The sequence below is a fragment of the Agromyces chromiiresistens genome, from assembly GCF_029167465.1.
Classification (GTDB): Bacteria; Actinomycetota; Actinomycetes; order Actinomycetales; family Microbacteriaceae; genus Agromyces; species Agromyces chromiiresistens.
The window spans coordinates 93470-106350 of sequence record NZ_JARFNL010000001.1 but is presented as its reverse complement, the minus strand read 5'-3'; the positions used below and the strand labels follow the sequence as shown (position 1 = coordinate 106350).

The window sequence follows — 12881 nt, the reverse complement described above, 5'->3', positions numbered from 1 at the left end:
ATACTTTACGGCCCGCCTGCCTGAGAGGAAGGGGTGGAATCGGACGACCCCTCCGAACGCTCCCGGCCCGAGGCATCCGATGACGGCCCCTCGCCATGGCGGCGCGAACGCCGCCCGCCCCACAGCGAGCGCGGCGTGCCCGGCACGAGTCGCGCCCAGAACGGCGGTTCCCGCTCCTCGGCGAGCGCAGCGGGCACGTCGATGTGGAACTCGGCGAGCTCCTCCGCCCCGTGATGCACGACCCGGTACAGGGCGGTGCCGATGAGCACGCCGAGCGCGATCGACATGATCGCGGTGAGCGCATCGGCGAAGTCCTCGAGGCCGTGCGCGGTGCCGACCGCCTCGGTGAGGCCGACGAGTCCGGCCGCTCCGGGCACGAGCAGCCAGAACGCTGGCAGGAACGTCAGCTGCGACGGCGCGCCGTTGCGCAGTGACGCGATCCAGAGCACGACGGGCGTCATCGCCACCGCCCCGATGAAGCCGCTGACGGTCGAACCGATCAACGCGGTGCCGACCGCCTGCCCCGCGTAGGCGACCACGAGCACGAGCAGCACCCAGCCGAAGGTGCGGCGCGGCGCCGAGAAGTGCAGGTAGTTGCCCACCGCGAACAGCAGGACGCCCAGGATCGCGGTCCACCACGGGAACGGGGCGGATGCCTCGAGCGGCGAGTAGCTCGTGCTGGCCACGCCGACCACGGTGCCGGCGGCCAGGATGCCGAACGCGAGCAGCGCGAGCTGCACCATGCCGAAGACGAGACGCGAGGCTCCCGAGAGCATCTGCCCGACCGCGAGCTCCGCGACCGCCGTCGTCAGCACGCCGCCCGGCAGGAACGTCGCGAGCGGCGCGATGAGCAGCCGGATCGGATCGCCGATCTCGACGTACGGCGCGATCAGGAACACGACCAGCGCGCACGCGAAAGCGGCGAAGACCGGGAACACGAGCTGCAGGGTCGGCGAGCGCACGAGCTTCGCCAGACCGACGAACGCCCCGAGGCCGAACGCGATGATCGCGCCCTGCCAGGTCGGCGCCAGCAGCAGCGCCAGGCCGGTCACGAGGACGGCATGCCCGAACGTGCGCACGAGCCAGCCGTGCGCCGGCTTCATGGCACCGATCTCGTTGAGGCGGTGGATGCCGTCGAGCGGATCGATCTCGGCCCGCTCCGCCTCGCCCACGAGCCGGTACAGCTCGGCGATCTGGTCGAACCGGAACGAGGCGTTGACGGCCGAGCGGAGCGCGACGTGGCCCTCCTCGCCGTGACCCGTCTGCACGATGATCACCGTCGGCATGACGACGACGTCGGTGTCGTCGCGACCGTACGCGCGAGCGACGCGCACGAGCGCCTCGTGGATGTGGTCGACCGAATCGGCGGCCGCGTTCATCCCCTCCGCGAGTCCGAGCAGGAAGGTGCGGAGGATGGTGCGGTCTGCGGCCTCGACCATCGGATGCCTCCCCGGCGCCTCAGACCACGACGAACGAGAGCAGCACGCCGATGATCATCGCCGATACGACGTACACGAGGTTCGGCAGCTGGAACGAGTGGTCGAACACGAACTTGCCGAGCTGCGTTGTGCCCGTCTGGTCGAAGGCCGCCGTTGCGACCTGCGACCCGTTCGCGGGCAGCGTGTACATGCCCATCGCGGAGGGCCAGAGGCCGACGATGAGCGAGGCCGGCAGCCCGATCGCGAGGCCGATCGGCACGATCGCGTTCGTCGCGCTCGACTGGCTCGTCGTGAGCATCGCGACGAGGAACAGCGCGAGCGCGAACAGGAGCGCTCCGACGAACGCCGTCGACCCTGCGACGAGCGAGCCGAGCCCCTCGACGATGAGGTCGTTGTTGTACGCGACGAAGGTGTTCGCGAGCCACGCGATGCCGAAGAGCGCGAACGCGCCGACCATTCCCGCCGGGAAGGTCGACTGCTTCGGCACATCGGCCGACTTGACCTTGCAGAAGACGAAGATGAGCGCGGCGATGACGCCCATCGTGACCTCGATGATGACCGTCACCGAGACGCGCACCGGGTCGCCGTTGTCGTCGGTGCCGATGATCGGGCGGAGCCCCTCGAAGAGGCCCATGAGCACGATGAACCCGACGCCGGCGAGGAAGATCGACGCCGAGAGCACGGCGGTCTTCGGCAGCTTGCGCTCGGTGGTGTCCTCGGCCGGGGGCTTGATGAGGTGTTCGGCGAGGCGCCGCTGGTACTCGGGGTCGTCCTCGAGGTTCTTGCCGTGCCGCACCATGACGAGCGACGCGAGGAAGAGCCCGACGATCGACGCGGGCCACATGATCAGCAGCACCTGGCCCAGGTCGACGCCGCTCGGCGCGAGGAGCACGACGAGCGACGCGGTCGCCGCCGAGACGGGGCTGCAGAGGATGCCGACCTGCGAGGCCACGGCCGAGACCGACAGCGCCCGCTCGGGGCGGATCTTCTGGTCGTAGGAGACGTCGTAGATGACCGGCAGCAGCGGGTAGAAGATGTTGCCCGTGCCCGCCCCGACGGTGAAGAGGAACGACATCGCGGGCGCGAGGAAGACGACGCTCTTCGGCCTCGACTTGATCGCCTTCGCCGCGACCGACACCATCCAGTCGATGCCGCCCGCGGCCTGCATGACCGAGGCCGCGGTGATGACCGTGAGCACGATGAACACCGCGTCGACCGGCGCGTTGCCCGGTGGCGTCTGGAACCCGAAGACGAGCACCGCGACGCCGACGAGACCCCAGACGCCGAGTCCGATCCCGCTCGTGCGGGTGCCCATGAAGATCGCGAGGACGACGACGAGCAGCTGGGCGACGAGGATCCAGACGTTGTCGTTCACGCGCTCGGCCCCTTCTTGATCGGCCCGGTGGGCGCCAGCACCCGCACCGGGAGCGGAGTCTCGACGATCTCGCCGTCGACCGCCTCGACCCTGAGGGCGAGCGGCGGGTCGACGGGGCTGATCGCGGTCACGAACTCCTGGTTCTCGAAATGCAGCGACTGCAGGTTGCCGACCGCGTAGCCGGTGGCGAGCTCACCGCTCTTGAGCGCCGCATGGAAGAGCGGCTGCCGCTGGTCCTCCGCGTCGTAGTGCGGGCAGAAGCTGCCGTGCAGGAACCCGAGCCCCTCGGGCAGCACCTGCAGGGTCGGACCGTAGCTGTCGGTCGTGCCGCCCTCGAACCAGCAGATGCCGCCGGCCGAGCCACCCGTGAAGACGACGTTCGAGGCCGGATCCTGCCACATCTCGCGCATGATGTCGTCGAGGCCCTGGCGCTTCCACACGTCGAGCATGTTCGCCGTGTTGCCGCCGCCCACGTGGATGACGTCGAAGCCCTTCACGAATTCCGCGAGGTCGTCGAGATCGCGGTGGAAGAGCGTCAGGTGGTGCGGGGCGCACCGGTCGGAGTCGTAGGTCTTGTAGAAGCTCAGCGTGTACGCCTGCTCGTCACCCGTCGCGGTGCCGACGAACAGCACCCGCGGGCGCTCCTTGCCGGTGAGCCCCAGGATGTAGTCGTGCGTCGGATCGTTGCGCCGCTCCATCATGGCCTTGCCGGCCCCGGTCGCCACCACATGCGCCATCGCGTCCCCCCTCGTGCGCCAGCCCTGCGGTCACGCTATCGGGCGGCGGCGAGCGGTGTCGAGAGGCGCGGCGGGAGCGTCCGTCGAAGCAGAAGGGCCGCCCCGCGGGGTGTCCCTCCCCCGCGCGGCGGCCCTGCTGTCGGGCCGCACTCGCTTCACAGGGGGTGTCCCTCCCCCGCGCGGCGGCCCTGCTGTCGGGCCGCACTCGCTTCACAGGGGGTGTCCCTCCCCCGCGCGGCGGCCCTGCTGTCGGGCCGCGCTCGCTTCACAGGGGGTGTCCCTCCCCGCGCGGCGGCCCTGCTGTCGGGCCGCACTCGCTTCACAGGGGTGTCCCTCCCCCGCGCGGCGGCCCTGCATGCCCTGGAGAACGGACCTCCGGGGATTCGCGGCACTCAGACGGTGCGCGCGAACGTCTCTCGCGGCTGGCGGCGGTAGCCGTCGCGCGCGGTGACGACGATCGAGCCGGCGATGGCGGCGACCGAGACGACGCTGAGCAGAACGATGACGCTGATCACGATGGATCCCTTCGGGTGGAACGATGCGGTTGAGTCGAGCGACCGTGCACCGTTGCATCCGTTCGACGTCACAATTCTCTCGCCTCGAACTATTCAGCACAAGCTCACAATGCTACATCAACGTTGTAGTATTGCTTCATGGATGTGCGACGCCTCGACCTGCTCCGCGAACTCGCCGAACGCGGCAGCGTCACGGCCGTGGCCGAGGCGACCGGCCGCACCCCCTCGGCGGTCTCGCAGCAGCTCAAGGTGCTCGAACGCGAAGCCGGCATGCCGCTCACCGCACGCAGCGGCCGCGGCGTCGTGCTCACGAGCGCCGGGCACGCACTCGCGCGCAGCGCGGCCGATGTCGCGATCGCGATCGAGCACGCGACCGCCCTGTGGGACGAGTTCCGCAACGACCCCTCGGGCGAGGTCACGCTGATGACGTTCCCGACGATCGGTGCGACCCTGCTGCCCTCGGTGCTCATCGAGCTCTCCGAGGTGGCGGGGCTCGTCGTCCACGCCACCGACCTCGATCCCGAGCTCGCCGAGTTCGGCGACCTCACGGCCGACCACGACATCGTGCTCGCGCACACGATGCCGGGCATGCTGCCGTGGGGCGGCCGCGGCCTCACCGTCGTGCCGCTCCTCACCGAGCCGCTCGACATCGGCCTGCCCGCGGATCACCGGCTCGCCGGCCGCGCCCAGGTCACCCCGGCCGACCTCGTCGACGAGAACTGGCTCGGCGTGCCGCCGGGGTTCCCGTTCGAACGCATCCTGCACGCGATCGAGCAGCAGGCCGGCCGTCGTGCCGTCGTGAGCCAGCGGTTCAGCGACATGCGCATCATGGAGGCGTTCATCGAGGCCGGCCTCGGCATCGCCTTCGTTCCGAGGTACACCTCGGGTGCCGTGCCCGACTCGATCGTGCTGAAGCCGCTTCGCGGTGTCGCGAGCGCCCGGCAGATCGTCGCGCTCGTGCGACCCGACGTCGCAGAGCGGCTCGCGGTGCGCACCGTGCTCGACGTGCTCGTCTCCCAGTCGGCACGGCTCGAGCGACAGCACCTCGAGAACGACCGGTAGCCGCGGGCGCCCGTCGCGGTCGCGACGCGCCACGAGGCATCCGCTCGCCGTTCAGGGCTCGTCGTCGTGCTCGACGTCGTATTCGAGCACGAGGCTTCCCATGGGGGTGGTGTCGCAGCCGGTCAGCGCGAGCGCGCGCGGGCTCTCGAGGTCGCCGAAGAGTCGCTTGCCCGACCCGAGGATCAGCGGGTGCACGAACAGTCGCAGCCCGTCGATCAGCCCGGCCTCGAGCAGCGCGCGCACGAGCACGCCGCTGCCGAGGATCGCGATGGCACCGTCGCCGGCTCGCTTCAGCGCTTCGACGCCGTCGACGAGGTCGCCGCTCAGTGCCCTCGTGTTGTGCCAGCCGAACTCGGTCATGGTGCCCGTCGCGACGTGCTTCTCGGTGGCGTTCATGTGGGCGGCGATCGGGTTGCCGTCGGGGACCGACGGCCAGAAGGCCGCCATCTTCTCGTAGGTCTTCCGCCCGAAGAGGTAGGCGGTCGTGCCCCCGAGCCCGCCTGAGGCGCTGGAGGCATGGATCGCTTCGGCGTAGGGTGCTCCCCATCCGCCGTGCTCGAAGCCGCCCTCGCGGTCTTCGTCGGGCGACCCGAGTCCTTGCATGACTCCATCGACCGAGAGGAATTCGATCGCGATCAGTCTGCGCATCATGTTCTCCTTCCATGACCCATGCTGCGCGGCAGCAGCCGCCGACGGCTTGAAGAAAATCGACCGACGATGAAGAACGACGTGGTGATCGAGACGACCGCACCGGGCCCGGTCCTGGTGCGACATCGCGTGCGCCCCGAGTTCGCCGGACTCGTGGCCGGCATCGTGGGCCATCACGAACGCGTCGACCGTCCCGTCGTACGCCGCCAGGTGGCGGGAACCCTGATTCCGCTGGTGCTGTCGTTCGGACGGCCCCTCGACGTGGTCGACCTCTCGGCCGGCGAGGGCACGGGTCGCCACATGTCGTTCGTCGCCGGCATCATGCCCGGCCACGCGACGACGAAGTTCGACGCGGAGCAGCACTGCCTGCAGGTCTACCTGACCCCGCTCGGCGTCACCCGACTGCTCGGCCTGCCGGGCCGCGAGCTCGCGGCCCGCGTGGTGGAACTCGCCGACGCGGTCCCGGTCTTCGACGACCGGCTGGTCGAGCAGCTGTGGGCCGCTCGGACCTGGCCGCGCCGATTCGCGCTCATCGACCGCGTGTTGCTCGACCTGCTCGGACGCGGCCGGCCGGTCGAGCCCTTCGTCGGCTGGATGTGGCGGCAGATCGGCCGTTCCGGCGGGCGGGTCAGGGTCGGCGACCTGGTCGAGCAGACGGGGTGGAGCCAGCGCCACGTGACCTCGCGCTTCACCGAGCAGGTCGGCATCGGGCCGAAGGCCGCCGCGGGTCTCGTGCGATTCGAGCGCGCTGCGGTCGCCCTCCGGTCGCTGCCCGCCGCCGACGTGGCGGCCCGTCTCGGATTCTCCGACCAGAGCCACTTGGTGCGCGAAGTCCGGAGGTACGCGGGGTGGACCCCGACCGCGCTCGTCGGCAGCGACCTGACGACCGCGCAGGCCGCCATCGGGTGGCCCGGTTATCAGGGCACGCCCTGATATCGGTGCGCCCCCGCCGACCGCTAGGCTCCAGCCATGTCGCGCCCAGCCGCACGCGTAGCCGTGCTCGCCGCCACCGCACTCCTCGCCGTCGTCGCGCTCAGTGCGTGCGCGCCGGCGTCGTCGCCCGACTCGCCGAGCGGCCCGTCGACCGGGAGCGCGAGCGCACCGCCCACCGAGAGCACGGCTCCCGCTGCGGCATCCATCGATATCTCAGCCGAGGCGATCACCGTTCGCGACGCAGGCGGCGCGATCATCGAGAGTTACGACTACTTCCAGCCGACCGACGAGGTCGTCGCGGGCCTCACCGCCGTGCTCGGGGCGCCGGTCGACACACCGCACCCCGGCGGGCTCGAGTCCCCGCCGGGGGTCGAGCACGTCTGGGACGGCCTGCGGCTCTACGACTCCGACACGCCCGGCACCGTGCCCGACATCCCGAACCACTGGGTCTTCGTCGACGCCGCGACCGCGGGCGGCCTGCCGATCGGCTCGGCACCCGGCATCGGCTCGGCCGACGGCGTGCAGGTCGGCGACCTGCTGTCGACGGTGACGATCGGCGTCACCTCCGGGTCCCCGTACGTCGATCCGTCGTCCGGGCTCAACACCGTCGTCTCGCAGATCGGCACGGTGTCGATCCCGCCGAACCCGGCCACGAGCGGCGAGCGGCATTACTCGGTCAACGTGCTGAGCGACGGTGACACGGGCGAGATCGCCCGCCTCAACGCACCGGCTCCGGACTTCGGCGTCTGACACCGGTCGGCTGCCCCCGGGTTGGCGATCCGCCACTGCCCGTGCGGCCCGGTCGGGGTGCTCGCGTCAGGAGGTCGCCAACGCCCGCGCGCGCAGCCGACGAGACGAGTAGGCTCCGGCGTCATGGCCGATGACGCGATCCTCCTCGACGTGACCGACGGGCTCGCCCGCGTCACCCTCAACCGCCCCGCCAGGCTCAACGCCGTCGACCCCGGCGCGATCGCGCGCTGGCAGGAGATCGCGCACGAGATCGCGGAGCGCGACGACGTCGGCGCGGTGCTGCTGGATGCCTCGGGCCGGGCGTTCTGCGCGGGCGGCGACGTCGTCGCGATGTCGGAGCTCGCCGCCGCGGGCGGCGACGCCGCGAGCGTGATCACGGGCCTCGCCGACCGCATCCACGACGGCCACCTGACGCTGCGCGAGAGCGCGAAGCCGATCGTCGCGGCCGTGCAGGGGCCGGTCGCCGGCGGCGGGCTCGGCTTCATGCTCGTCGCCGACCTCATCGTCGCGAGCGAGCAGGCGACGTTCGCGAGCCGGTACAGCGACGTCGGGCTGACGCCCGACTGCGGGGTGAGCACGCTGCTGCCCGAGGCGATCGGCACGCGTCGCGCGCTCGAGCTCACCCTCACCCCGCGCACGATCACCGCCGCCGAGGCGCTCGACTGGGGTCTCGTCACCGAGGTCGTCGCGCCCGATGAGGTCGCGCCGCGTGCGCTCGACGTCGCGCGGTCCTGGCTCGACGGGGCGACCGCCGCGTTCGGGCAGGCGAAACGGCTCGTGCGATCGGGGCTCGTCCGCCCGTTCGGCGACGCGCTCGACGACGAGGCGCGCACGATCGGCGCCGCGTTCGCGACGCCCGAGGCGCAGGCACGCATCGCGGCGTTCACCGCACGAAGGGGCTGACATGAAGGATCCGGCCGAGAAGTTCATGCGCATCGCCGAGGAGGTCGCCGACCGCGCACAGGCGGCGGGTCTCACCGTGGCCGCCGCCGAATCGCTCACGAGCGGCGCGCTCTCGAACGCGCTGGGCGCGGGGCACGAGGCATCCGACTGGTTCCGCGGCGGGATCATCGCCTACGCCGAGGGCGTCAAGCGCGAGGTGCTCGGCGTCACCGCCGAATCGGTCTCATCGGCGCAGTGCGCACGTGAACTCGCGACGGGTGCCGCCCGGCTCCTCGACGCCGACGCCGCGATCGCGGTGACGGGAGTGGGCGGCCCCGACCCGGCCGACGGCGAACCGGCGGGGAGCGTCTTCGCGGCGGTCGCCGTGCGCGGCGAGATCCACGACGTGCACTTCCAGTTCGAAGGCGACCCGTCCGAGGTCGTGCACCAGACGGTGGGCGCCGCGCTGCGCCTGCTTCGCGACGCCCTGGCCCCGATCGCCTGAGGCGCGCCCGCGGCTACTCGTGCTGCGGGAAGCCCAGGTTGATCCCGCCGTGGCTCGGGTCGAGCCAGCGGGAGGTGATCGCCTTCTCCTGCGTGAAGAAGTCGAAGCCGCGGGCGCCGTAGGCCTTGGCGTCGCCGAAGAACGAGTCCTTCCAGCCGCCGAACGAGTGGTACGCCACCGGCACGGGGATCGGCACGTTGATGCCGACCATGCCGACCGTCACCTCGCGCTGGAACCGGCGGGCGGCCCCGCCGTCGTTCGTGAAGATCGCCGTGCCGTTGCCGTAGGGCGACGCGTTGATGATCCCGAGCCCCTCCTCGTAGCCCGAGACCCGCACGACCGAGAGCACGGGGCCGAAGATCTCGTCGCGGTACACCGCCGACGATGTCGGCACCCGGTCGACGAGGGTCGGGCCCATCCAGAAGCCGTTCGGGTCGCCGTCGACCTGCGGGTCGCGCCCGTCGACGACGACGCTCGCGCCGTCGGTCGCCGCCACGTCGAGGTAGCCGGCGACCTTGTCGCGGTGCTCGCGGGTGATGAGCGGGCCCATGTCGCAGCCGCGCCGACCGTCGCCGGTCGTGAGCCGCGACATCCGCTCGGCGACCTTTGCCACGAACTCGTCGGCGACCTGCTCGACCGCGAGCACCGCGGAGATCGCCATGCACCGCTCGCCCGCGGAGCCGAAGCCGGCGTTCACCGCGGCGTCGGCCGCGAGGTCGAGGTCGGCGTCGGGCAGCACGAGCATGTGGTTCTTCGCGCCGCCGAGGGCCTGCACCCGCTTGCCGTTCGCGGTGGCCGTCGCGTAGATGTACCGTGCGATCGGCGTCGAGCCGACGAACGAGATCGAGCGCACGGTCGGGTGCTCGAGCAAGGCGTCGACGGCGACCTTGTCGCCGTGCACGACGTTGAGCACGCCGTCGGGCAGCCCCGCCTCCTGCATGAGCCGGGCGAGCCAGACCGCAGCCGACGGGTCCTTCTCGGAGGGCTTCAGCACGACCGTGTTGCCGGTCGCGATCGCGAGCGGGAAGAACCACAGCGGCACCATCGCCGGGAAGTTGAACGGCGAGATGATGCCGACCACGCCGACGGGCTGGCGCAGCGTGTACACGTCGACGCCGGTCGACACGTTCTCGGAGTACTCGCCCTTCGTCGCGAACGGCATCGCGCAGGCGAGCTCGACGACCTCGAGGCCGCGCGAGATCTCGCCCTGCGCGTCGCCGAGCACCTTGCCGTGCTCGCTCGTGAGGATCTCGGCGAGCTCGCCCGACCGCTCGTTCAGCAGTTCGCGGAACCGGAACATCACCTGCTGGCGCTTCGCGATCGAGGTGTCGCGCCAGGCGGGGAAGGCGCCGGCCGCGGCTTCCACCGCGGCATCGACGTCGGATGCCTCGGCGAACGCCACCCGCTTCTGCTCGACGCCGAGCGCGGGGTTGTAGACGGGTCCGGTGCGGGCGGCGTCGCCGCCCGCAGGCGCCCCGCCGATCCAGTGCTGGATGGTGTCGGTCATGATCGTTCTCCTCTCGCCGGTCGAGTGGTGACGAAGGAGCGCATCGAGACCAGCATGCCGGTGTGGCCTCGATACGGCGCTGCGCGCCTCCTCGACCGACCTCCTTCTCCGCTAGTCGGCGACCAGTGCGGTCGCCAGCACGTCGTCGTAGATCGCGGCCGCCTCGGCGACCTCGTCGGCCGTGACGACGCAGGGCGGCACGACGTGGATGCGGTTGTCCTGGATGAATGGCAGCAGCCCGCGCCCGATGAGCGCGGACTTGATGCGGCCCATGGCCGCGGCCGGCAGCGGCTCGCGGGTCTTGCGGTCGGCGACCAGCTCGACGGCCCAGAACACGCCCTCGCCGCGCACCTCGCCGATGACGTCGTGCCGGTCGGCGAGGTCTCCGAGGGCCGGGGCGATCGCCTCGGCGCCGATCTCGCGGGCGTGCTCCACGATGCGCTCCGACGACATGGCGTCGAGGGTTGCGACGATCGACGCCATCGCGAGCGGATGGCCCGAGTAGGTGAGCCCGCCCGGGAACACCCGGTCGTCGAAGGTCGCCGCGATCGGGTCGGAGATCACGACGCCGCCGGCGGGCACGTAGCCCGAGTTCACGCCCTTCGCGAAGGTGATGAGGTCGGGGCGCACGTCGTAGCCGTCGAACGCGAACCAGCGGCCGGTGCGACCGAACCCCGCCATCACCTCGTCGAGGATGAGCAGGATGCCGTGCGCGTCGCACAGCGCACGCACCCCGGCGAGGTAGCCGGGCGGCGGCACGAGGACGCCTGCGGTGCCGGGGATCGTCTCGAGGAGCACCGCCGCGATCGTCTGCGGCCCCTCCGACTCGATCACCCGGGAGAGGTGACGCAGGGCGCGCTCCGACTCCTCTTCGGGCGTCGACGCCCAGAACTCCGAGCGGTACAGGTAGGGACCGAAGAAGTGCACGTGGCCGCGGGCGAACTCGTTCGGCATGCGCCGCCAGTCGCCCGTCGCGACGATCGCCGCACCGGTGTTGCCGTGGTAGGAGCGGTACGTCGAGAGCACCTTGTCGCGGCCGGTGTGCAGGCGTGCCATGCGCACCGCGTTCTCGTTCGCGTCGGCGCCGCCGTTCGTGAAGAACACCTTCGAGAAGCCGTCGGGCGCTCGGTCGACGATACGCTTGGCCGCCTCGCCGCGGGCGAGGTTGACGGTCGACGGTGCGATCGTCGTGAGCAGCTCGGCCTGCTCGCGGATGGCGGCGACGACGGCCGGGTGCTCGTGCCCGATGTTGACGTTCACGAGCTGGCTCGAGAAGTCGAGGTACTCGCGTCCGGCGTGGTCCCACACCCGCGAGCCGCGACCGCTCGCGACGACGAGTCCCGGCGGCGCCGCCTGCGCCGACCAGGAGTGGAACACGTGCGCCTGGTCGAGCTCTCGCGCGAGTTCGTCGAGCCCGTCGGTGAGGCTGTCGGTCATGGGGTGCCCTTCGTCGAACGGATCAGCGCTTCGCGGTGACGTGGTCGGCGAGCGCCGGGATGACGGTCTCGCCGTAGACGCGAAGCGTCTCCTCCTTGTTGTCGTGCTGCAGGTAGCCGGCGAACTGGTCGACGCCGAGCGCCTTCAGCTGCTCGAGCTTCTCGATGTGCTCGTCGGCGTTGCCGAGCAGGCAGAAGCGGTCGATGATCTCGTCGGGCACGAAGTCGGTGTGCGTGTTGCCGGCGCGGCCGTGCTCGTTGTAGTCGTAGCCCTTGCGACCGGCGATGTACGACGACAGCGCCTCGGGGACGGCCCCGCCCGCGGCCTCCGACTTCGAGCCGTACTTCTCCACGATGTCGGCGATGTGGTTGCCGACCATCCCGCCGAACCAGCGGCACTGGTCGCGCATGTGCGCGCGGTCGTCGCCGATGTAGAAGGGGGCGGCCACGCAGATCTTCACCGACATGGGGTCGCGGCCCGCGGCCTCGGCGGCCTCGCGCACGTGCCGGATCATCCACGCCGCGATGTCGACGTCGGCCAGCTGCAGGATGAAGCCGTCGCCGACCTCGCCGGCGGCCTTGAGCGCGAGCGGACCGTACGCGGCGACCCACACCTCGAGCTTCGACCCCTCGCTCCACGGGAACTGCAGGGTCGAGCCGTGGTACTCGACCGGCCGCGAGTTCGCGAGTTCGCGGATGACGTGGATCGACTCCCGCAGCTCGGCGATCGTGGTCGGCTTGCCGTTCGTCACGCGCACCGCCGAGTCGCCGCGACCGATCCCGCAGATCGTGCGGTTGCCGTACATCTCGTTGAGCGTGGCGAACACGCTCGCGGTGACCGTCCAGTCGCGGGTGGCGGGGTTCGTCACGAACGGGCCGACCGTGATCTTGCGCGTCTCGGCGAGGATCTGGGAGTGGATCACGTACGGCTCCTGCCAGAGCAGGTGCGAGTCGAACGTCCACACATGGCTGAAGCCGTGGTCCTCCGCGAGCTTGGCGAGCTGGATCGCCCGCGCCGACGGCGGGTTGGTCTGCAGCACTGCGCCGAAGTCCATTTCGTCTCCTTCCATGCCGTGGTCTCGATACGCGCTT

The 12881-nt window shown here is 71.0% G+C and carries 13 protein-coding genes; 5 read left to right on the top strand and 8 right to left on the bottom strand.

Going from position 1 to position 12881, the window contains the following annotated elements; genetic code table 11:
* Positions 1–5: 5 nt before the first annotated feature.
* The 4 genes from PX701_RS00515 to PX701_RS00500 all read right to left on the bottom strand — a co-directional run bounded on the left by PX701_RS00515 (position 6) and on the right by PX701_RS00500 (position 4066).
* The gene (locus PX701_RS00515) at positions 6–1439 is read right to left on the bottom strand and encodes a threonine/serine exporter family protein (RefSeq protein WP_275505179.1); all 1434 of its coding nucleotides are present in this window, start codon (positions 1437–1439) and stop codon (positions 6–8) included.
* Between the two features lie 19 nt (positions 1440–1458).
* Positions 1459–2814, bottom strand: a complete 1356-nt coding sequence (locus PX701_RS00510; RefSeq protein ID WP_275505178.1) for an anaerobic C4-dicarboxylate transporter family protein — start codon at positions 2812–2814, stop codon at positions 1459–1461.
* Entirely contained in the window at positions 2811–3551 is a 741-nt protein-coding gene (locus tag PX701_RS00505) for a Type 1 glutamine amidotransferase-like domain-containing protein (protein ID WP_275505177.1), read from the bottom strand. Before PX701_RS00505 ends, PX701_RS00510 begins: the two co-directional genes overlap by 4 nt.
* A 392-nt stretch (positions 3552–3943) precedes the next feature.
* Entirely contained in the window at positions 3944–4066 is a 123-nt protein-coding gene (locus PX701_RS00500; RefSeq protein WP_255679833.1) for a hypothetical protein, read from the bottom strand.
* A 138-nt stretch (positions 4067–4204) separates the two neighbouring features.
* Here PX701_RS00500 and PX701_RS00495 point away from each other — a divergent pair, with 138 nt between their 5' ends.
* A complete protein-coding gene (locus PX701_RS00495; protein WP_231429603.1) occupies positions 4205–5128 on the top strand; it encodes a LysR family transcriptional regulator in 924 nt (307 codons plus the stop codon).
* A 51-nt stretch (positions 5129–5179) separates the two neighbouring features.
* Here PX701_RS00495 and PX701_RS00490 read toward each other — a convergent pair whose 3' ends face one another.
* A complete protein-coding gene (locus PX701_RS00490) occupies positions 5180–5776 on the bottom strand; it encodes a dihydrofolate reductase family protein (RefSeq protein ID WP_275505176.1) in 597 nt (198 codons plus the stop codon).
* Positions 5777–5845: 69 nt separating this feature from the next.
* Here PX701_RS00490 and PX701_RS00485 point away from each other — a divergent pair, with 69 nt between their 5' ends.
* The 4 genes from PX701_RS00485 (at position 5846) to PX701_RS00470 (ending at position 8846) form a co-directional block, all read left to right on the top strand.
* Positions 5846–6709, top strand: a complete 864-nt coding sequence (locus tag PX701_RS00485) for a helix-turn-helix transcriptional regulator (RefSeq protein ID WP_275505175.1) — start codon at positions 5846–5848, stop codon at positions 6707–6709.
* A 36-nt stretch (positions 6710–6745) separates the two neighbouring features.
* Positions 6746–7459 (top strand): hypothetical protein, encoded by a 714-nt coding sequence (locus PX701_RS00480; protein ID WP_275505174.1) that lies wholly within the window; start codon positions 6746–6748, stop codon positions 7457–7459.
* Positions 7460–7582: 123 nt separating this feature from the next.
* Entirely contained in the window at positions 7583–8362 is a 780-nt protein-coding gene (locus PX701_RS00475) for an enoyl-CoA hydratase/isomerase family protein (protein WP_275505173.1), read from the top strand.
* Between the two features lies 1 nt (position 8363).
* Complete coding sequence (locus tag PX701_RS00470) at positions 8364–8846, top strand: CinA family protein (RefSeq protein ID WP_275505172.1); 483 nt, start codon at positions 8364–8366, stop codon at positions 8844–8846.
* A 13-nt stretch (positions 8847–8859) separates the two neighbouring features.
* Here the strand turns inward: PX701_RS00470 and PX701_RS00465 are convergent, their stop codons facing one another.
* From PX701_RS00465 to PX701_RS00455, 3 genes are all read right to left on the bottom strand, one after another.
* Positions 8860–10353: a CoA-acylating methylmalonate-semialdehyde dehydrogenase gene (locus PX701_RS00465; protein WP_231429596.1), complete on the bottom strand. Its 1494-nt coding sequence runs from the start codon at positions 10351–10353 to the stop codon at positions 8860–8862.
* 111 nt (positions 10354–10464) lie between these two features.
* On the bottom strand, positions 10465–11790 hold the full coding sequence (locus tag PX701_RS00460) for an aspartate aminotransferase family protein (protein ID WP_231429595.1): 1326 nt from the start codon (positions 11788–11790) through the stop codon (positions 10465–10467).
* 22 nt (positions 11791–11812) lie between these two features.
* Positions 11813–12844: a TIGR03842 family LLM class F420-dependent oxidoreductase gene (locus PX701_RS00455; RefSeq protein WP_231429594.1), complete on the bottom strand. Its 1032-nt coding sequence runs from the start codon at positions 12842–12844 to the stop codon at positions 11813–11815.
* Positions 12845–12881: the final 37 nt, after the last annotated feature.

Excerpts from the sequence above, each read along its gene's own strand:
- PX701_RS00515 (WP_275505179.1), bottom strand. The coding sequence starts at position 1,439 with ATGGTCGAGGCCGCAGACCGCACCATCCTCCGCACCTTCCTGCTCGGA.
- PX701_RS00505 (WP_275505177.1), bottom strand. The coding sequence starts at position 3,551 with ATGGCGCATGTGGTGGCGACCGGGGCCGGCAAGGCCATGATGGAGCGG.
- PX701_RS00495 (WP_231429603.1), top strand. The coding sequence starts at position 4,205 with ATGGATGTGCGACGCCTCGACCTGCTCCGCGAACTCGCCGAACGCGGC.
- PX701_RS00490 (WP_275505176.1), bottom strand. The coding sequence starts at position 5,776 with ATGCGCAGACTGATCGCGATCGAATTCCTCTCGGTCGATGGAGTCATG.
- PX701_RS00485 (WP_275505175.1), top strand. The coding sequence starts at position 5,846 with ATGAAGAACGACGTGGTGATCGAGACGACCGCACCGGGCCCGGTCCTG.
- PX701_RS00480 (WP_275505174.1), top strand. The coding sequence starts at position 6,746 with ATGTCGCGCCCAGCCGCACGCGTAGCCGTGCTCGCCGCCACCGCACTC.
- PX701_RS00475 (WP_275505173.1), top strand. The coding sequence starts at position 7,583 with ATGGCCGATGACGCGATCCTCCTCGACGTGACCGACGGGCTCGCCCGC.
- PX701_RS00470 (WP_275505172.1), top strand. The coding sequence starts at position 8,364 with ATGAAGGATCCGGCCGAGAAGTTCATGCGCATCGCCGAGGAGGTCGCC.
- PX701_RS00465 (WP_231429596.1), bottom strand. The coding sequence starts at position 10,353 with ATGACCGACACCATCCAGCACTGGATCGGCGGGGCGCCTGCGGGCGGC.
- PX701_RS00460 (WP_231429595.1), bottom strand. The coding sequence starts at position 11,790 with ATGACCGACAGCCTCACCGACGGGCTCGACGAACTCGCGCGAGAGCTC.
- PX701_RS00455 (WP_231429594.1), bottom strand. The coding sequence starts at position 12,844 with ATGGACTTCGGCGCAGTGCTGCAGACCAACCCGCCGTCGGCGCGGGCG.